Origin of the sequence: Bacteroides sp. MSK.18.37 (genome assembly GCF_019129155.2) — a bacterium.
Taxonomy (GTDB): domain Bacteria; phylum Bacteroidota; class Bacteroidia; order Bacteroidales; family Bacteroidaceae; genus Bacteroides; species Bacteroides ovatus.
In genome coordinates, this window is the sequence record NZ_JAHOIB020000001.1 from 4969524 (window position 1) to 4986943 (window position 17420).

The window sequence follows — 17420 nt, forward strand, 5'->3', positions numbered from 1 at the left end:
GGATCACAATTTGATGAGTCTCATTTGCCCGATGTCGAAAATAGCAATCTGTTTGTTTTCACGCCCGAATTGCTTGGCTTCTTCAAGGTTGGTGAAAATCCTGATGGAGTCGAAATAAAACTGATTGTTTTCTTCGTTAAGCCATCCACCGACTTTCTTTTCGTGCATCAAAGCATGATTAAGAACTCTTTTCAATCCTTCTTCTCCGAAACTGTCTTGAGTCTCAAGATAGGCGACTGAAATACCTTTTGTGACCTTTTTTAAGGTTGTGAGGTCAACCGTGAATCCATCAGGATTCGCATTTGCTATCTTTAGGATAGCCTCGAACAATTGTTCCATAATATAAAAGAACTTATGCGGACGTCACCCGCGTTTGTTTGACACTGCAAATATATAGAAAAGTTTGCTACTAACAAACTTTTTATTGTTTATTTGTTTGCTACTAACAAACTTTTATCTGTTTCTTAGACTTTCTTCGGTTTCCTCTTTACGTCTGATCGATTCGTCCATCGAATACAGGGCATCGAGTAAAAGACCTTTTCGGATTTCCGGCTTTTTAGTCATGTCGGACTGTGCCAGGGAATCAAGAAGGCGGAGCTGTGCGTCGAATACGCGACCGTAACTACCCTTTCCCTCTCCTGAAAAAATACGCGGATAGGAATTGGCCATACATGACAGACTTCCTAAAATATACCAATACATGAGTATTTTTCTGTCTTCAGGAAGATGGTGAAGAATGGCTGCATCTTTGTCTAATTGATTAATGTCGAATACCTTATTACGATGCCACAAGCAGGCTAGTAGGTGGTCAATCTTCGTTGGATCTGAACGCATTGCATCAAGATAGGTCTGTAGATACATGAATTGTTCAAAGGTAATATCAAGCAACTGATCTTCTGGGCCGATGAATTTCCAAAGTCGGCAATGGATGGTTGGATATGGGTTGCTTGTCAGATCCGGTGTCAGGTGATAGTATTTGCGCATGGGCAATGAACTATCTTCTTCCGAACAAATAAGGAAGTCAAACAAGTTGGCAAGCATTGATACTTCTTCCGGATGAAGAAGACAGCTATGGTGACGGACATAGAAGCGGACTGTTGGACTTTCTTGCCAAATTCTGATACGTACATACTCTTTAAATATTTTCTTATGCCGGCATACATGAGCTTTCAGGCAATAAAGCATCATGTATACCTTAACTTGTTCTACCGGTATATCTGACTTTGTGAGTTTGACTAGATAAAGAAGCTGTTTCGGGGTGAGTTCGTCCCAACTTCCTGGAAGTGTGTATGTATCATCATTAATTCGTATAGTATGCATAGTGTTACGATATTGAGGTGAATAGTTTCTTTTCTTTAGAATTGAAGTCAATAGCTTGTGACGTTGTTTCAACTCCCAGTTCTTCCGCATTTTCGGCCAGATAAGTGTGTATTTTCCCTGAATAATAAGTTGCCTGGTCTGCAAAAAAATTGCCGTTTGCGTCCGGGTCTTGATAGATTGGTCGAATAGTGGGAGTATATTCGATCGTTCTGCCGGCTACATGTTGTTCGGTTGTTTTCTGTGAGGTATATAATTCGGCAGTTTTATTGGCTAAGTAGCGGATGATATAGTCAATAAGTACTTGTTGTTTGGGCGTTTCGGTATTTTCTGAAAGAGCTTCTTTGAGTATGTCATAGACTTTATCCGTTATCATTTCTCGAATGTTGTGTTCTTGAAGTTGACGAATGGTAGGGAACATGATACGATAAGATAGGATAGAATAATCAATGTCTACCATACCGAGATCCTGGAATTCTGCTGCGTTACGAATGAAGCAAAACCGGGGTATATTATCGATAACATAATTAGGATAATCCTTTTTGTTTTCCTCCAGGTATGATATTAGCCGGTCAAGTGCTTGCATTCCGCGAAAACAGAGATTCTTTTTTGCTGCTGCGATCTTTGTGTCACTGGCAGGAGAACGCTGTCCCTGCACGTTACTTACTGTGATACCGGCATCACCGAACATAACACCCAGTTCATCAGATGCGAGCATCAGGGTTAATGGGCCGAGGGCACGCAGTAGTTTGTTGTATAAGTCAGATCCTTTGTCTTCATGAGCTTTACTGATCGTTGATTTACCGATATACGGTTTGATGTATATATCCAGTGCATCTTCGATATATGGTTCGATTGATTCGTAAGGCAGTGAGGAGTTGATCTTTACTACCTTTTTGAGGGTGTCGATGTCGGGGATTAGTGCGTTCATTTTATTCTGTTTCTGGGGTTAAACCTGTATTCTTTGTCGCTCCGGTACCTTGGTCCAGCGTGGTGAGTTGACAATTAGTCACCGAGAAATAAATATCTTTAGGCCAGTTATTCATGGCTTTTGCAAAGTAGAGAGGTTCCAATGTTGCATCCTGATACATCTTCATGAGTGCCTGTTCTATGATAAATAACTCCCGTGCTTCGGTACCATTGATACTTTTTCCCTTACCTGGTGCGGATCCGATTATCGAAGGATGTACGCCCATACCGTAACACATCATATTGCTGACCTCTTCGCTGTCTTCAATATACTCACCACCTTTGAAGAAAGATTCGAGTGGAGTAATAATGATGTCTTTTTCTTCAAAGCCTTTTACACGATCGTAGCGAAAGTGAGAGACAAAGCCTTTGCCGGCATTTTCTTCACCGGCAAGAAAATCATTCATATCCTTCAGGAACTTTTCTTTGCGTGCTTTCTTCTCGTCATCTTTGACTATGCCTTCAGATGCAAATAACTTTTCCCAAAAAGACTCTTGAATATACACAATGTACCTCAGTGCCATTTGATTTTTAATCAATGATTTTTTGAAAACAGGGATTGCACTGGAGAAGTCATACCAGCCGGATGCAAAAACACTCCACCAATATGGATGACTATAATAAAACCGTCCGGGTGTAGAGATGCGGAGGTTATGGATAAATCTCCGTTCTTTTCCTACAATTTTCTCTCCTTTGTCATTGGGAGCAAGTCCCATTCTCATTTTGAGGTCGAGTAGTGGAGTCTGCCGATCGAGCAGAGGAGTGGCAATCAAATCTGTTGGTGTACCGGTATGCCATTCTGCAGAATAACCGTGCCATTCGCTTTTACCAGTCTTTTCGTCAATTTCACTGATCCTGGAACAAGTGGACTCCTTAGCTTTGATTTGTACGAGTTTGGGGGATTTATTGTCATTGTTGAATATATACTCCAGGTAGCCGTCATAGAATATAACCAGATCGTTTGCCAGCTCCATACGGACAAAATTGAAGTTGTTGTTTTCAAGGAATTCAAAAATTTCCGGCTGCTCGTACGGAAGAACTTCCTCTTTGACTATTTTCCTCGTTTTAGGGTCCCGGTATTTCCGATAGACGAGTATGCTGTCACCGAATACAACTTTATTCTTGAATTCGATATTGCTGCCTATGGTGACGTTGGTACCGATTTTTTTCATGATGTCATAAGGCATATGATTATTTCGTCCGCGTGGTATCCATTTGATTGGATTCTTTTCTCCTTTGGGAGCTACTTCGATAGGTGTAGGATTCTTATCAGTGGCGATATCACTGTTATCACTGAATTTGATAACATTCTTTCCACCTTTTAAGACGGCATAAGTATCATAGCCTTTCATTATAAGATTGATTGAGGGTTGTTGTTGCTTCATTAGAAATATACTTTGAGATTGTTGAATTTGGTGATAAGGCATCGGCGGATTTTTTTCGGAGTAGCTTCTCCGGCAGGTAATACGTTAATAGTGCTTCCACTGCTATGGAATGAGGTCAATACTGCACGATCGTAGGTGACAAGTTCGCCTGTGCTCTTTTTACAGAATTCAATGGAGAATTCGATAGGCTTACCGTCTTGTCTACGCTCCATGAGTTTCCATATCTTACTTTGATGGATTCTTTTGTCTATACTTTGCATAAAAAGGTAGTATGAGAATGATTAGTAATATTGGGATACCAATGATTAAGCCATACTTGAATCCATCATCAATTCCGTCCGCGATAGAACCGCTGGCATTCTTTTGGGATTCGGATTGTTTGTTTTGCTGAAATGTGACGTCAGTCGTTGTTTCCTGTTTATCAGATATACGTGTAGTGTCATCTTTCTGAAGCAAAGTTTTGATCGTTGTCTTGCTCCCTTCAATCTCGATATTCGATATTGGGGGTAGTCCGGTAGATGGGGCTGCTGATTTCGTTGTGTCGAAGTTAACTTTAACTTTCCAGTCTTTACCCGTTTGTTCCTGGTTGAGGTTGAATCGGGAATAGGTATCTTCGGTTCTAATTCGCAGTGCGGAATCTGTGATAGAAAGATCGCTTTGTTCTTGAGTACTACGATTGTTTTGAAGAGTACTACGGCAACTACACAGTAGCCAGGCAATAGCCAGGCAAGCAAGATAGATGAGAGTGTGTGCATGATGTTTCATTGTTTACGGTTGTTACACGTTAGGTTTACACATTTGAATCGTTTAAGATCAGCTATTTCTTTTTCATTTTCTGCTATCTTTTTATCTTGGGATAGCTGGTTGCTTTCTAGTTTTTCTATACGGGTAGTCCATTTTGTTTCGCTTTCTATTTTCTCTTTTTTCATAGCCTCCTTGTCAGCTCGCAGGTCAGCGATTAGTTCCTGATATACATCTTGTACGGAACTAAGAGCTTTGGCTTCTGCTTGCTTCTTGGTGTATTTGAGAGTAATAACTCCAGTGATGGATGACAAGAGACCACCACCAAGCAAGAATGTGAGTAGGTTTTGTGTAATGACATCGTTCATGACCTTCTTTTTAAGCAAAGGTATCAGGTGTATGGCAGGCGATAAAGGACAGGGAGGAGAGCCGATTTTGGCAAAATGAATTTTCTTTACATTTTTAAAGGTGCAGCATATAAGGGAAATTGAAAAACTTTAGGTCGAAACTTTTTTTCAGGGCGGTGCGTGGTCTTGCGACAGATAAAGGGGAAATTTTTCCCCTTTAAAACCCTTTTTTTGCTGGATGACAGTTTTTTAGACTTTTATTCATGGGAATTGAATGAGATAAAAAAAATGCCGGAAAACGGCTCGGAATGATTAAGTAGTTTTTTTGTCACAAGCTGAAACTGCTTAATCATTCCGAACCGTTTTCCGGGAATACGCCCCTTTCTCATATTTTGGGGTGGGGCAGAGTAGTATTTCTATTCTATTGTCTCTTTTTCCTTTTTCTGCCTGTCGCCATATATAGATGCATCTCTTTCGAGGAATGTTTTCCGACTTTATTCCGCGAAGGTAAATGTTTCTTTTCCTGTGCAAAGCTCAAGTCGTTCCGGTTTATCTTAAAATCTCCACACCTACGGGTAGTATTTGAAGCTAAAAGCTTGGCGTCGTTGCAATAAACACCTTCTGGTGCGGCATAAAGGCGAAACATACCCCGAGCGAAAGCGACGGAATAAAAAAAAGCTCCAGGCAGGGAGAAAGAGGTTAAAGGCTCACACCCTCCGGACTTCAAGTTCAAGAATAAATTAACAATTAACACAGAGAATTATGAAAACAAAAAACATGCCGGAGAGCTGGAAAAGACAATGGTCGAAGTTTATGTATTGTTTCTTTGATTATTTGCCCGTCAAGTATGAAGCAAACGAAAGGGAATGGAAAGTTCGGAAAATGATTTGGGACTTTAAAGACGGGAAACGTAGTTTGGAAGTAGCAGAATTGATTGCAAAGAAGATACGGGAACAGTTCGGAGCAGAATGCGAAAATATAACGTTAACCTGTATTCCAGCCAGTTCTTCAGATAAGAATGAACTACGTTACAAGAATTTCTCGGAAGAAGTGGCAAGGTTGGCAGGCTGTAAGAATGCCTATCAAGCAATAACTGTAGAAGGAGGGCGTTTGGCTATTCATGAATATAAAGGAGTAAAGACGATACAGAATGTGGAAATAGTCAAATTTGATAAGCCTTTTTTTAAGGGAAAGAAAGTTCTTGTATTTGATGACATACTGACACAAGGTACGAGCTATGCGCGATTTTCATGCGCACTTGAAAACATGGGTGCAGAAGTTTTGGGAGGATATTTTTTAGGTCGTACTTTAATGAAATAAGAATATGAATAATTTGTTTGATATGACAGGAGAATGTAGACATTTTAGTGACAATGAGCTAATATATAATATTACGAATAGTGAACGGGCTGTTTCTCAATTCACAGAAGCATTAAGCCATAATGAAGACTTATCCGTGGAAATGTTGTTTGAGGAGTTAACACCAGGAAGAAAAAGAGTGGCACTGGCAGCAGTGGAACTGTATAAAAGGATACAGGAACGTAAATTTGAAAAGCAGGTAGTACGTTCCAGTGAGGATGTTTATAAAATTATGTGCCCTCTGATTGGTGAACTGGAGGTTGAGGAATTTTGGTTGTTATTACTAAATCAAGGGTCTAAAGTCATTAAGAAGATAAGGTTGTCAAGTGGTGGCATTGATGGAACGTATGTAGATGTAAGAATATTGCTAAAACAGGCTATAATGAATAATGCGACGCAAATAATAGTTGCCCACAATCATCCAAGCGGAAATAATCAGCCGAGCATGACAGATAATAGGTTAACGGAAAAAATTAAGAAAGTAACTGAAATAATGGAGATTCGTTTGGCAGACCATTTAGTAATCTGTAATCATAACTATTATAGTTATTCGGATGAAGGATGTTTATAAAAGGAAGGGTGCAGGGGCACCCATTCCGTTTTGCTCGCACGCTCGCAAAACGGAATGGGACCCGGAAATAGGTATTATTTATTTGATTTTCGTTCCTTTAATCACGAAGAGGCGGGAGTGCTGATGGTATATTATTTATTGTTTAGGAAGAATATCCCCCCTGCACTTGTTCCCGGTAGAGTGAAATAAAAGTTCATACCTAGCCATAACGTATCAAAGGCATCTGTAATGTGTGTTTTGTATTCGTCTGGATTGTCGGGGGTATCAGGTGTTCCTTCAGGCGTTTTATCTTTTTCAAATCCGTTCTTTCCTTGTTTAATTCCAGTCTGTTCCATTGCGATCTTCAAAAACTCATTTTGATACAGGTTTATTTGGATCCAAAGGAATTGCGGATCTCCTTTCAAGGTTAGGTCGATATTCAGATGTTTCCATTCATGTTTAGGAGCTTGGCCGACATATACCATTGTAACTTTATATCCGTTTTCTTTGAATACACGTTCGATGATATCTGCGTAAGTTTCGGTTGATGATCCGGATTCCCAAGTAAAAGTGTGGTCATAATAGACCACTACATCACGGTTTAGTTTTGGTCGGTAGTAATCGGCTATCATTTTGACTAGATCCTGTAGTTTGCTTGGTGTTTTGACATAAAAAGATTTGAGTACACGCATAGTATGATTATCCAATTGACCGATAATAGCTGTCGATATGGAGGCATTGGAGTCGAATGCCAGGTGCAGTTCTTTAGAGAAGTCAAGATCACCGTCGCCTAGACAGCCGCAAGCTGTTAATTTACTCCAGTTACTGCCAAGATCCCGGAGCCGTCCATTATCAGCGGGTGTGTAGAAATGAATATTATCATCTAAAGCTGAATAGAACCCGTTTTGCACTCGGAATAAACGTTCATTCATAAATGCTGTACGCCAAATAAGAGGTGGAGAGTTGCGATACATTTGCCAGATGAAATCTTCTCCGAGTACTTCCAGGTTATCAAACACGTCATATTCACCATAGAAAACTGTATATTCTTTAGTCTTCCCCTGTTGTGGTTTAATAGGTGGTTGATATTTTCGTGCCAAGTCTAAATCATGCTGGTATTCTTTGATCATGCGCACCACATGGTCTGTCAGTGGCTTACGTTTATATTCCTGCACTTTTTTATATAAGTTTCGGATCAGGTTGATATGTGCCAGCGACATTTCATCTATCTTATCCAAGATCCATTTCCCCATTGAAGCGGTAGGCATATCTGTAGAGTAACTGACGCTGTGATGGTGAGGACAGTCTCCAAAATATTGCCGGTTACCACGATTGGCGGGATCTACTTCGCTCTTTATTTTTTCGTAATTGAGGAACTTTGCTTCAGGGCCTATCACCCAATCAAGTGACATAGAGTTTGCAGACATTCCCTGGTTAAAGGAAAGAATCACCATGACGGTACCATTCCAAAAATGGAAAGCATTATTCCAACCATCAGCTAATATTGGACGTACTGGTTTGCCGAATCCCATGCTTTCCGGAGCTTTGTGACCAACAACATAATGAATGCCTTGTATGTATCCCCATTCGGCAAGTGCTTTGCAAATGGCCGGCAGTGTATTTCCCCAAGCTTTTGCATAGCTGGGAGAGATAAGTCCACCCAAAGAACCTGGCATTTCCCACACATTACGTAGAATGATGCGTGCATCAATTCCTTCCGATTTACCGGTACCACGTGATGCGACTATATATTCGTCATGTGCGTTGATGGCCATTGCCTGTCGTTGCATTCTATTAAAGAATTTGTCTACGACTTCATTCTGCTTTCTTCTTAGTTCATAGGCGGATAGAACAGGAGAGATTTGCGTGTTCATTCTTCTTCCTCCTCTTCAATGGGATGAGTGTCCACTGCTTTCTTGTTTAACATTCCTTTAAACATACTGCGCATTCTGATTCGTTCTTCTTCAAGATTCTCTATCGGTTCGAGCCCCTCCAGTAATGTGACATCATCTGAAGGTTCAAAGGATGGAGGTACCAGTTGCGAGTAATCGAATTTTTCATCTTCCTTGTCAGAACGTGTATATTTGCCTATTTTATCCAATGCAGCTGCAGCTCCCTTTGCATCTTCTTTGTCCATTGCCATATTAAAAGCCTTTTTTCCACCTTCGACAATCATATACCGGTACCAGGCTTTGGCTGCAAGTTGTATGTTTCCTACTAGGCGGTTAATCATGCCTATGTCACGGTAGGCTTGCGATTGGGAGACCGGTTCCGTATTTCCTCCACAGCCGTGTAGTAGAAAATTAACCAGTTCTGTATCTGGAATTAGTGGCTCTTCCATTTTTTTGCTTACGCACAACATCATACGTTTCTTAATCTCCATTTCTCTGGGTGAAAGGAGAGTTGTCGCTTCATCTTTGTCTTTGAATAAAGCACGTTCAATTCGTTCGTATGTGGGATCTTTCTTTGGCATTATTCATTAATACTTTGTTCTTTCATGTATTTATCGGCCAGAGGTTCAGCTGCAGGGCTGCCGGCGATAGCTAGTTTGATGACTGTTTTCCGGAGGTTGAGCTTGGTCTGAAGTCTTCCCTGGTGATAAGCAGTATAGATAGGCGAACTATGATGATTTTTGCAAATATCACAGAAGAAGTCCCGTTGGTCAACTGGGATATTCAATAAAATGGCAATTTCCCCCGGTGGTAAAAGGGCGGAAGACATTTCTTTTATCTGTTGCAGAACTTCTTCGGATAAGGTCATCATTCTAATATATCATAGCGAATGGCATTTTCATACGCTTGGTTAAACATTTGTGAGAAGTATTCGTAATGTTTTCCGGAGGTGAAATAGAAACCATTTTCCCATCGGTGGTTTTGATTAAGGTTTGCAGATCCGGCAATCCCGAATTTATGTTGCCTATTCTCGACTAATAATAGTTTGGCATGACATGAATCAATTCGGATGGACGGACTAATATTTGAGGCAAACAGTAATAGATCGAGTTTATGACGTTTTACTGTCATATCCAGTAGAAGTGTCAGGCTTTCTATTTTTCTTTCGTCAGCGAGAAAAAAAAGAGGGCGTAGGCTATCTTCAGAGATACTGAATGTCATGATCTTCACTTTTGCTGGGCCGATCGCAGATAAAAGAGAGGGCAATACTTCATGTATTGCCCAGTCTCCCTTGTGCATAAACGGTTCAATAGAATCTGGACACAATGCAAGTGGAAAGTTATCCTGAAATCTTTTCATCTTGTGTTAGTGCTATTTCAGCCTCCAATGTGGCAAGTTCTGTCTGATACTTCTCAATACGGTCTAAAGCATTTTGCATAACGGTTTGTTTTCCATCTTTTTGAGCACGGTCAGCAGCTGCTTTACTGTTGGATATGTTGTTCTTCAAACGTTTGATTTGACGGGCTATTTCAATACCACGCACAATGCTGTTTTCACTGAATTCCGGTCTCTTTTCTTTTAATTGCAGATTTCCTTTTCCTTCAGCCCAGGAGTCAATCTGTTTCCATAATTTGCGTCGTTCGTCGTCGAGCTTGCATAGTTCTTCAGCTATCGGTTGTCGTTCTTCTACAGGAAGTTCCGGATTTGCGACATCATTATGCAGGCTTGCATATAATGGGGCGATCTCCTTGATACGATTGTAGGCCTTGCGAATGGATGGATTGAGTGACTCTTCGGTAATGATTTTAACGCCTGGTGTACTTAAGGCGTTGATCTCATCACGTAGTTCTGTGAGTTCGGACATTTTTTCTTCGAATTGTTCTTGAAGGGAGACTAATTCTTCCGCATGATTTTCATTGTCGCTTTCTAGTTCGTCAACGCGAGATTGGATATCAGTGACTATTGTCTCCAGATTGATCATTTCCAGTTTCTTGCTTTCGATCGCTTCTTTCCGTTCGTCATCACTCATCGTTTTTGCTACGATTATTTCCTCCATTGCTGCTGGGTAGATAGCAGGAGAAAATTTGATTTCCTTGTCAATCTTCGTGAGACTATTGACGAGTTGTGTAAAATGTGGATCGAAGATATGTGGAGCTTCTGGAGCTTTTGCAAAATAAGCAGAGAACCTTTTCTTGGCTGGTTCCTTTGCGAGTGCCTCGAAAAGAACTATACCGTCAGCGTATTTGCGCTGACGGTCGCCTAACCATTGAGTCAATTGTTCTTGTCTGGTCATAATTATTCACTTGGAGATGGTGCGGGTTTTAATCCTGCTATGACTTCCATGTCAATTGGTGTTTGTAGGAAGATGGCTGAATAATTGGAGTCTACGGTAGCGGTGTAAGTGGTACCACGACGATCGGCTCTTGCTTTACCTCCGTTGAAAGATGGTGCGGTGGTTGCATACAAGCCGGGTTGCCCCAAGATCATTTGTTTGCCATCTGCATCTTCAAAGATATAATATCCTGGAGTGTTTTTGATTAGTGCATTGAATGCGTGCATTCCTGGAGTATTGCCAGGGAAAAAGAAACCGAGCGTACATTTATAACTGATACCGTCGGCTTCTCCTTGCTGTTCTGCTTTATATTCAACGGTTGCTTCGGTACTGTATAGGTAAATAGGTTGTTTGTAAGTTCCTTCAGCTGGAAACGTAAATGATCCGGCTGCCGTTATTAATTCTTCGTTACTGGTTGCTTTTGATGGATCCGGTACGGTTGGCACTGTCTCAGGAGCATTAAAAGGAACAAAAAGCAACATTCCCTTATAACCTCCCATGTTGTTTTGACCAACTTCCCATTTTAATGGAGCGAATGCGGGACCGGCAGCCATCATGATTAAAGTATCTCCATTGAGATGGCACGTCTGCGAATGCAGTTCGGGGACTGTAATAACCAAAGCTACAAATAAAACGCAGAGAATCAAATAAATGTATTTTTTCATTTGTATAAAAGTTTAGAATAAATAAATAGGAGTGGCCAAACATGACCACTCTTTAGTTATTGAAGATTAAGAGTAGGTTCCGGTTGCGGTTACCACTTCTCCCGCCACTACTGTTACTTGTTTGTTAGCCGGTTTGTTTTTACCGTCCACAGCATTGAATTCAATAGTATAATTGCCAGGAGCCAGTCCCAAAATACATTGTCCATTAGTGCGGCTGGCTGCTTTCCCTTGAATGCTCCAAGTGCCGTTGTCGGCTCCGGTAATATCCACTTGAATAGCTCCGGTTTTACAATAATCACCGGCCAAATCAAGTGATTCATTCTTTTGCTCATTACAGCGGAAGGCCTTTTCATGCCAGTCACGAATACGAGTGTCATATCCGGTTTGTAACCAGAATTGCCATTCGTTCGGATCTTCGTAGATATCGCGGATTTGGCAGAATTTGGTTGCTGCCTGTGTGTTGAATGCGACGTCCATATTTCCTTTCTTTTGTAATACCAGACGTGAACCTTGTCCAAGTGCTTCATGAGATACGATTTCCAATGCTGGACACATTGCATCTTCACGGAGCAATTCAATCATGCGTTGCATGGATGGATATTCCTGCATACGTAGTTTGTTGCGCAAAGCTGCACGTGCTGCTTTCAATACTGTTTCCGCACATTGTAATTGAGGAATACCTGACTTGGATGAACGCAGGTATGTATTTGCTCCTCCAATCCATTCAACTAGATTTTCGTATGCTGCATAGTCTGTGTCAGATGTCGGGGTAACAAAAAGGCCTGATTGGGCGAAGTTGCCGCGAGCTGCGTTAACATCACCACCGGTAATCAGCATATCGATCTTAGTGAAGAGACCGTCAAATGCTCCGGATGGTGAGGAAGAGTCTTCGTCACGTTCGGCATGATAGAGTACATATACGACATCTTCAATGTGTGATTTTACTAACGTGAAAGCAACACGCGTTTCCAGTGGATGTTTTTTGTTAATGTTGCTAACCGGTTCGCCTCCTACAATCAGTAGTTCACCGTCATCATACTTTTGAGAGTTTTCCTTAGTGATGCAGACTACATCTTTGGGTTCGATAACTGAAGGTTCATAGCCAAGCAGTTTGTCAGTAAGGCGGAAATCCTTACCAATTTTGTAAGACTGGGTACCACCGGCACGACGACGTTCATTGATCAATGCGTGTTTGCCTTGCAGATCCATGACATTTAGTCCCAGTATAGCTGCTACTTCCTGCAAAGTTGCGAAAGGGAGAGCACGAAGACCCTTGTCATAAGTGACAAGAGCTTGGTTTAATTTAGATACGTCTATTAATTTGGGAGTAGACATGATTTTTAATAGTTAAGGGTGTGGTTACTAAAATTAAAGGAGACCGTCTTGCTTCAGACGTTCGGTGATGGCCTGATAATCTCCGGGATTTTTTTCGCAGAAGGTGGATAAATCATCCTTAGTTTCACTTGCTCCTGGTTCTGACTGCGGAGAGAGTCCGTTAGATCCGGGTGCAGGAACTTGCTTCAGGTTGTTTACCTGTTCTTTAAGTTGGGTGATTTCATCATCCTTCTGGGTACTTTCATTTTTGAGTTGCAAAATCTCCTGATCTTTGCTTTCTATGCTTGATTTCAGGGTTTTGATTTCTGTGACAGAAGATGCAAACTTTTCATCTACGTCTTTCTTTGCCTCTACCAGTGAAGTGTGTTCACTCTTTAAACGATTGAATTCACCATGTAATGAATCCAATCTTTCTGCTGATAACTCGGTATTTTCTGCATCTTCCTTATTGATTTTGAAAAAAGAGAGAAAAGCCGGCCATGTTGCTTTGAGATTCATTTTATTTTTAGATGTATGATTGGATAATTCTGGCACGATATGCGTGTCCATACCCGCTGCCAGGAGAACGGATGTGGAACGGTCATAAAGACGAACGGCATTGGAGTTGGCGGGAATATCTACAATCGATGCTTCTCTCAACTCGCATTCAGTGACAGTTTCTCTGGTTTGACCAGGTAACAGAACATCTTTGTTTGCTGATGTAGCTATGATTTTAATACCCACACTTGCGGCATTGAAAGTCCCTGCTTCGTATTTTGCGGCAATTTCTTTTGATAAATCATCAACTTTGTCAAAAATAGGAATGGCAGAAAGTTCGTCACCGTTAAGTTGTATATCCTCCCAATGGCCGATAGCTTTGTAGTCCCCCCAATAGGGTGAACCTTCATCGCGGAAATGCATATATAGCATGATAGGGTTCTTCTTAAATGCTTCGATTGACATTCCGGAAGTAAGAACCCGATAGCCGTAGCAGTTGAGTGATGAATCAGAAAGAATAATACGTTTTTGGCTCATTGCACTTATTTTGGTGCAATGATACATTTATTGAGAAGCCTATGGAAGGACGGATTACAGGCTGTAATACTGTAAAAGAGGATATTGTGAAGTCCCTGATAATTTGAGTTCATACCCTGTAAAATCAGTGACTTTTTTGCCGATAACCTTGGTTAGTTCTCCGAATAGTAAATATGTGCCGGTTCCGTATATATATTTGTCTCCGGCAGGATCCTGACAACGCAAAATACACCCTTCTGTTATTCTGTTACGTAAATCATTTGCTGCTTCAGGAGCAAACAATGTTTGGGGAAGTTTAATTGCTGCTGAATGTTTATATGTAATTCCTGCCGCTGATTCGTTCGAGGTAACAGTAGGAGATTCAATGATACCCACTGTAGGGAGACGATGCCAGTCATGTCCCTTTATAATTTGGATACATGCTGTATTCTGATGAACAGCAAATAGGGATATTTCATTTTTGTATAGGATATCAGCGAATAATATGCCTCCCATATTGTTGATTTCTCTCATAATTTATTGATTTTCAATTAGTACACATTTTTAGAACACTTTTCGAACAAAAAAGGGACATTTAACTACACTTGCTAGGTTATTTTTTTAGGCGATTATAGCCCCTTTTTTTCTCTTTCCGACGAATATCAGCTCTCCATCGGTAGTAGTTCTTCTTGAACGCATCTTCCGTGATGGAGTCAATCCCATACATTGTCATGAAATTATGTATTCCATTAATGTATGTAATTCCGTAGCTGTGTTTCTGCTCGTCCAGGAAATCATGTACTTCTGCCCACAACATCCGGTCGATTTTTCTAACAAGAATAACTTGTGAGCGTTTTCCTAAATAGTTGTAGGTCTTGGGATTTTTGCCTGTACTGCGTTCTGGAAGATAAATCTCAAGATTACCCTGATCAATAGGCGGTATATTGATTGGGCGGCGTTCAAGCAGATCATAGATTATGTGATAGATATCAGTCTTGTCTGGGAAATGAATCGGAGAGTCCTGCATATTACAGAACTTTCCGATCAGATACTCCTTAAGATGTGGGGGAACTTCAATCTTAGTAGTAATCATATAAATCATAGTGGTTTAGGTGTGGAGCTAATATACAAAAAAGAACTGAATAATACTTCTTTGGCAATAAAAAATGTGTTTAATTCAAATACCCCTTTGCGAATGCGTACTATTTTTTTGTGCAATAGTACATTACTTCCTTAAATATTCATATTATCCATTGAATATCAACTTGTTATTTCCGTACAAAATGCTGTACTTTTCAGTACGAAATTATAATGCTCCGTACAAAATAAGATTTTGTGCACTTTTGTACGGATTGTACGGTTTCGTACAAAAATCGTGCATCGTATAAATATTTGATTATTAATGTAATAAATAACGAAAATACAGGGCTTGCACGAAAGCACAAAATTTTCTACTATTTTTAGATAGGGTATTTTTAAGAAAGAAATAAAAAATAAAAATAATATATATATGCCCTTTTCAACGTTTCTCGCCTTCCCATGCACGTTTGTCCAAAACGTTTTTGATAGAATGAAGGGGAGGCGAGGGGAGCGAAAAAAGAAAACCCGGTACGCTGAAGCGCACCGGGAAATAATACTATCGCGTATATAACAGAAATGTCTCGACTTATGTTAACGCAAGTCATCAGGATAAAACACTTGAGAAATCAGTTCGTATTCACGAGGTAGAGATTTGACACCTACAACTACGCAAATCCCTTTTGCTGCAAGCTCATATAGTCTCTGTGTCGTGATGATAGAACCGCGAAAGTTGTAATTGCTGCATAATACGAAATATGCAGTTGATAGGTCAATGGAATAGATGTCCTTGCGTATGATCTTCTTTCCATCTGAAGGTACTTTTGCAAATCCTAAACGAACAGCCAGGCGCGACATGAGTTGTTCTCGGTCATCTGCAGTCGGTGCGATGATAACCATTATTTTATTCTCTTTTTTTATCGTCATAATGTTGCGTGTTAAAGCGGAATTTTGTATATTTACAGAGTAATAAATTGGGATAATCTACTCATCTGCGATTAGAGTAGAAGTGAGGCTTAGTTGTAGCCGGTACCATTTTCGGCACATGTCGAATTGCATTATAATCATCAGAAAACTCCAGAAAACCCTCTAAGCTGTTCTTTCGAATCATTTCTTCCATCATATACATAGTCGCTATTTTTATGAATAAATCGCGTGATGCCGGCTTGCAATATTCGTCAATACGAATGCTATCACCTTCAGGAATAGCGGCCAGAATGTTATTGACTGCATGGTAAAATCCCATGAATCGATCCGGGTTCTTATGGAAGATAGGCATGACTTCATCTAATACATCTTTATAACTCTGCATTTTCATATCTGTATTGTTTTACGCCAATTCTTGAATATTCTTCAAGAAATTGCAAGTTCCTAGTTGGTTCTATTCATTAAAAAAACTTGGTCTTTTAACAAAAGCACATTTCTGTTATGAGGTTATTTATTTATTTTAAATTCAAAAATATTATCTATCAAACTATCCACAAAGACATTATTTAAAGCATCATATTTTTCACTCCAACTTGATTTCTTGTAGTAATCTAAAATCTGGTTTGATGTGCGTTTTATGCTTTTAATGTGCGTATATAGGGGGGACTTATTCAGGTATAACTTGCTAGGAAGTACTTGCAAACAGTAATGTTTTCCAATATAATCTTGTATAGGTCCATCATCTTGTATGATAAAATAATATTCAATCCCGTATTTTTCAAGCCAATAAGCAATCCTGTATGCAAAATAGCAACATCCACCAGAGTTTATATTATACAGCCTATCTAGTTCATAGGCTGTATAATTCAGTTTTGTAACTACAAATTCCATGATTTACATAAAGTTTACATCACATCTTTTGAAGCAATACATTGCTCCTACACGTTCTGCATCAGATATATTTTTCTCTATCCAACTAAACGAAATTTTCTTTTTCATAAGACATTACGCTTACCTATACAGCATTAGGTTCAAGTTCTATTCTGTTTTATGCAATTAATATTTCTCTCCATTCGATAGATAAGCAGCCGGGTTCTGGGGCTGGTCCGTACCATGCAAGATACCATTTGCCATATTTATTGGCTCGCCACATTTTACCCTCATACTTTCCGGTCGGTATGGTATAAGAATACTCCGGCAACCCTTTAAAAGTTTGTTCGCTCATGAGTGCATGAGTTTTATCCAACTCAATGTAACGTCTATGCGGTTGTTTCCAACTTTGCCCTGACGGGTCGGTGATTGGCGGTATTATTTGTTCTCCATTCATTTCTTTTTCTGTTTTACTCATAAGATATCTCTGTGAGAAGCATACATGTGTAGCCATTTCTCTGACCAGTCAATTGTGCTTATCATCCAACCATACGGGATTTCTATATGTGGATTATCAGGATAATAAGCGTACCAGTGTATACTTATCTCACTTTCATGTTGTACTACTTCAAAGTCTCTTATTTGGCACTTTAGCCGTTTT

23 protein-coding genes are annotated in these 17420 nt (G+C 40.1%); 2 read left to right on the top strand and 21 right to left on the bottom strand.

All coding sequences use genetic code 11. The annotated features are described in order from the left end of the window. Positions 1–3: 3 nt before the first annotated feature. From KSX81_RS19030 to KSX81_RS19060, 7 genes are all read right to left on the bottom strand, one after another. On the bottom strand, positions 4–339 hold the full coding sequence (locus KSX81_RS19030) for a hypothetical protein (protein ID WP_049702379.1): 336 nt from the start codon (positions 337–339) through the stop codon (positions 4–6). A 114-nt stretch (positions 340–453) separates the two neighbouring features. Next, positions 454–1320, bottom strand: a complete 867-nt coding sequence (locus KSX81_RS19035; protein WP_049702380.1) for a hypothetical protein — start codon at positions 1318–1320, stop codon at positions 454–456. A gap of 4 nt (positions 1321–1324) precedes the next feature. Further along, positions 1325–2248: a DUF6712 family protein gene (locus tag KSX81_RS19040; RefSeq protein ID WP_217725904.1), complete on the bottom strand. Its 924-nt coding sequence runs from the start codon at positions 2246–2248 to the stop codon at positions 1325–1327. A 1-nt stretch (position 2249) separates the two neighbouring features. Beyond that, positions 2250–3671: a hypothetical protein gene (locus KSX81_RS19045; protein WP_217725905.1), complete on the bottom strand. Its 1422-nt coding sequence runs from the start codon at positions 3669–3671 to the stop codon at positions 2250–2252. Beyond that, entirely contained in the window at positions 3671–3883 is a 213-nt protein-coding gene (locus KSX81_RS19050; protein ID WP_217725906.1) for a hypothetical protein, read from the bottom strand. The genes KSX81_RS19045 and KSX81_RS19050 overlap by 1 nt, the downstream gene beginning before the upstream one ends. Before the next feature lie 13 nt (positions 3884–3896). Then, positions 3897–4436, bottom strand: coding sequence for a hypothetical protein (locus KSX81_RS19055; protein ID WP_217725907.1), 540 nt, complete (start codon positions 4434–4436; stop codon positions 3897–3899). Continuing rightward, the gene (locus KSX81_RS19060; RefSeq protein WP_148364779.1) at positions 4433–4780 is read right to left on the bottom strand and encodes a hypothetical protein; all 348 of its coding nucleotides are present in this window, start codon (positions 4778–4780) and stop codon (positions 4433–4435) included. The genes KSX81_RS19055 and KSX81_RS19060 overlap by 4 nt, the downstream gene beginning before the upstream one ends. 741 nt (positions 4781–5521) lie before the next feature. Here KSX81_RS19060 and KSX81_RS19065 point away from each other — a divergent pair. After that, on the top strand, positions 5522–6079 hold the full coding sequence (locus KSX81_RS19065) for a phosphoribosyltransferase (RefSeq protein WP_254884217.1): 558 nt from the start codon (positions 5522–5524) through the stop codon (positions 6077–6079). A gap of 4 nt (positions 6080–6083) precedes the next feature. Next, positions 6084–6689, top strand: coding sequence for a RadC family protein (locus KSX81_RS19070; RefSeq protein ID WP_217725908.1), 606 nt, complete (start codon positions 6084–6086; stop codon positions 6687–6689). 131 nt (positions 6690–6820) lie between these two features. Here KSX81_RS19070 and KSX81_RS19075 read toward each other — a convergent pair whose 3' ends face one another. From KSX81_RS19075 to KSX81_RS19140, 14 genes are all read right to left on the bottom strand, one after another. Next, positions 6821–8542, bottom strand: coding sequence for a hypothetical protein (locus tag KSX81_RS19075; RefSeq protein WP_217725909.1), 1722 nt, complete (start codon positions 8540–8542; stop codon positions 6821–6823). Then, positions 8539–9141 (bottom strand): hypothetical protein, encoded by a 603-nt coding sequence (locus tag KSX81_RS19080; RefSeq protein ID WP_049702390.1) that lies wholly within the window; start codon positions 9139–9141, stop codon positions 8539–8541. Before KSX81_RS19080 ends, KSX81_RS19075 begins: the two co-directional genes overlap by 4 nt. Continuing rightward, positions 9141–9431, bottom strand: coding sequence for a hypothetical protein (locus tag KSX81_RS19085; RefSeq protein ID WP_225474027.1), 291 nt, complete (start codon positions 9429–9431; stop codon positions 9141–9143). The genes KSX81_RS19080 and KSX81_RS19085 overlap by 1 nt, the downstream gene beginning before the upstream one ends. Further along, positions 9428–9919 (bottom strand): hypothetical protein, encoded by a 492-nt coding sequence (locus KSX81_RS19090; protein ID WP_225474029.1) that lies wholly within the window; start codon positions 9917–9919, stop codon positions 9428–9430. The genes KSX81_RS19085 and KSX81_RS19090 overlap by 4 nt, the downstream gene beginning before the upstream one ends. Then, entirely contained in the window at positions 9900–10853 is a 954-nt protein-coding gene (locus tag KSX81_RS19095) for a hypothetical protein (RefSeq protein ID WP_217725910.1), read from the bottom strand. Before KSX81_RS19095 ends, KSX81_RS19090 begins: the two co-directional genes overlap by 20 nt. Positions 10854–10855: 2 nt before the next feature. Continuing rightward, a complete protein-coding gene (locus KSX81_RS19100) occupies positions 10856–11557 on the bottom strand; it encodes a hypothetical protein (RefSeq protein ID WP_149943886.1) in 702 nt (233 codons plus the stop codon). Between the two features lie 66 nt (positions 11558–11623). Next, the gene (locus KSX81_RS19105) at positions 11624–12892 is read right to left on the bottom strand and encodes a hypothetical protein (protein ID WP_049702394.1); all 1269 of its coding nucleotides are present in this window, start codon (positions 12890–12892) and stop codon (positions 11624–11626) included. A 33-nt stretch (positions 12893–12925) separates the two neighbouring features. Further along, positions 12926–13906: a hypothetical protein gene (locus KSX81_RS19110; protein WP_149943884.1), complete on the bottom strand. Its 981-nt coding sequence runs from the start codon at positions 13904–13906 to the stop codon at positions 12926–12928. 54 nt (positions 13907–13960) lie between these two features. Continuing rightward, a complete protein-coding gene (locus tag KSX81_RS19115) occupies positions 13961–14419 on the bottom strand; it encodes a hypothetical protein (protein ID WP_049702396.1) in 459 nt (152 codons plus the stop codon). Positions 14420–14498: 79 nt separating this feature from the next. Further along, the gene (locus KSX81_RS19120) at positions 14499–14978 is read right to left on the bottom strand and encodes a hypothetical protein (RefSeq protein WP_049703309.1); all 480 of its coding nucleotides are present in this window, start codon (positions 14976–14978) and stop codon (positions 14499–14501) included. 578 nt (positions 14979–15556) lie between these two features. Further along, positions 15557–15889 carry a hypothetical protein gene (locus KSX81_RS19125; protein ID WP_049702397.1) on the bottom strand — a complete coding sequence of 111 codons (333 nt, stop codon included), beginning with the start codon at positions 15887–15889 and terminating at the stop codon, positions 15557–15559. A gap of 61 nt (positions 15890–15950) precedes the next feature. Beyond that, positions 15951–16280, bottom strand: a complete 330-nt coding sequence (locus KSX81_RS19130; protein ID WP_217725911.1) for a hypothetical protein — start codon at positions 16278–16280, stop codon at positions 15951–15953. 116 nt (positions 16281–16396) lie between these two features. Beyond that, positions 16397–16780, bottom strand: coding sequence for a hypothetical protein (locus KSX81_RS19135; RefSeq protein WP_217725912.1), 384 nt, complete (start codon positions 16778–16780; stop codon positions 16397–16399). 157 nt (positions 16781–16937) lie between these two features. Then, positions 16938–17237, bottom strand: coding sequence for a hypothetical protein (locus KSX81_RS19140; RefSeq protein ID WP_217725913.1), 300 nt, complete (start codon positions 17235–17237; stop codon positions 16938–16940). Positions 17238–17420 lie beyond the last annotated feature (183 nt).

Coding starts and splice junctions, on each gene's coding strand:
- KSX81_RS19135 (WP_217725912.1), bottom strand. CDS start 16,780: ATGGAATTTGTAGTTACAAAACTGAATTATACAGCCTATGAACTAGAT.
- KSX81_RS19065 (WP_254884217.1), top strand. CDS start 5,522: ATGAAAACAAAAAACATGCCGGAGAGCTGGAAAAGACAATGGTCGAAG.
- KSX81_RS19035 (WP_049702380.1), bottom strand. CDS start 1,320: ATGCATACTATACGAATTAATGATGATACATACACACTTCCAGGAAGT.
- KSX81_RS19140 (WP_217725913.1), bottom strand. CDS start 17,237: ATGAGTAAAACAGAAAAAGAAATGAATGGAGAACAAATAATACCGCCA.
- KSX81_RS19030 (WP_049702379.1), bottom strand. CDS start 339: ATGGAACAATTGTTCGAGGCTATCCTAAAGATAGCAAATGCGAATCCT.
- KSX81_RS19110 (WP_149943884.1), bottom strand. CDS start 13,906: ATGAGCCAAAAACGTATTATTCTTTCTGATTCATCACTCAACTGCTAC.
- KSX81_RS19120 (WP_049703309.1), bottom strand. CDS start 14,978: ATGATTACTACTAAGATTGAAGTTCCCCCACATCTTAAGGAGTATCTG.
- KSX81_RS19080 (WP_049702390.1), bottom strand. CDS start 9,141: ATGCCAAAGAAAGATCCCACATACGAACGAATTGAACGTGCTTTATTC.
- KSX81_RS19060 (WP_148364779.1), bottom strand. CDS start 4,780: ATGAACGATGTCATTACACAAAACCTACTCACATTCTTGCTTGGTGGT.
- KSX81_RS19105 (WP_049702394.1), bottom strand. CDS start 12,892: ATGTCTACTCCCAAATTAATAGACGTATCTAAATTAAACCAAGCTCTT.
- KSX81_RS19100 (WP_149943886.1), bottom strand. CDS start 11,557: ATGAAAAAATACATTTATTTGATTCTCTGCGTTTTATTTGTAGCTTTG.
- KSX81_RS19125 (WP_049702397.1), bottom strand. CDS start 15,889: ATGACGATAAAAAAAGAGAATAAAATAATGGTTATCATCGCACCGACT.
- KSX81_RS19055 (WP_217725907.1), bottom strand. CDS start 4,436: ATGAAACATCATGCACACACTCTCATCTATCTTGCTTGCCTGGCTATT.
- KSX81_RS19050 (WP_217725906.1), bottom strand. CDS start 3,883: ATGGAGCGTAGACAAGACGGTAAGCCTATCGAATTCTCCATTGAATTC.
- KSX81_RS19130 (WP_217725911.1), bottom strand. CDS start 16,280: ATGAAAATGCAGAGTTATAAAGATGTATTAGATGAAGTCATGCCTATC.
- KSX81_RS19040 (WP_217725904.1), bottom strand. CDS start 2,248: ATGAACGCACTAATCCCCGACATCGACACCCTCAAAAAGGTAGTAAAG.
- KSX81_RS19085 (WP_225474027.1), bottom strand. CDS start 9,431: ATGATGACCTTATCCGAAGAAGTTCTGCAACAGATAAAAGAAATGTCT.
- KSX81_RS19045 (WP_217725905.1), bottom strand. CDS start 3,671: ATGAAGCAACAACAACCCTCAATCAATCTTATAATGAAAGGCTATGAT.
- KSX81_RS19095 (WP_217725910.1), bottom strand. CDS start 10,853: ATGACCAGACAAGAACAATTGACTCAATGGTTAGGCGACCGTCAGCGC.
- KSX81_RS19115 (WP_049702396.1), bottom strand. CDS start 14,419: ATGAGAGAAATCAACAATATGGGAGGCATATTATTCGCTGATATCCTA.
- KSX81_RS19070 (WP_217725908.1), top strand. CDS start 6,084: ATGAATAATTTGTTTGATATGACAGGAGAATGTAGACATTTTAGTGAC.
- KSX81_RS19090 (WP_225474029.1), bottom strand. CDS start 9,919: ATGAAAAGATTTCAGGATAACTTTCCACTTGCATTGTGTCCAGATTCT.
- KSX81_RS19075 (WP_217725909.1), bottom strand. CDS start 8,542: ATGAACACGCAAATCTCTCCTGTTCTATCCGCCTATGAACTAAGAAGA.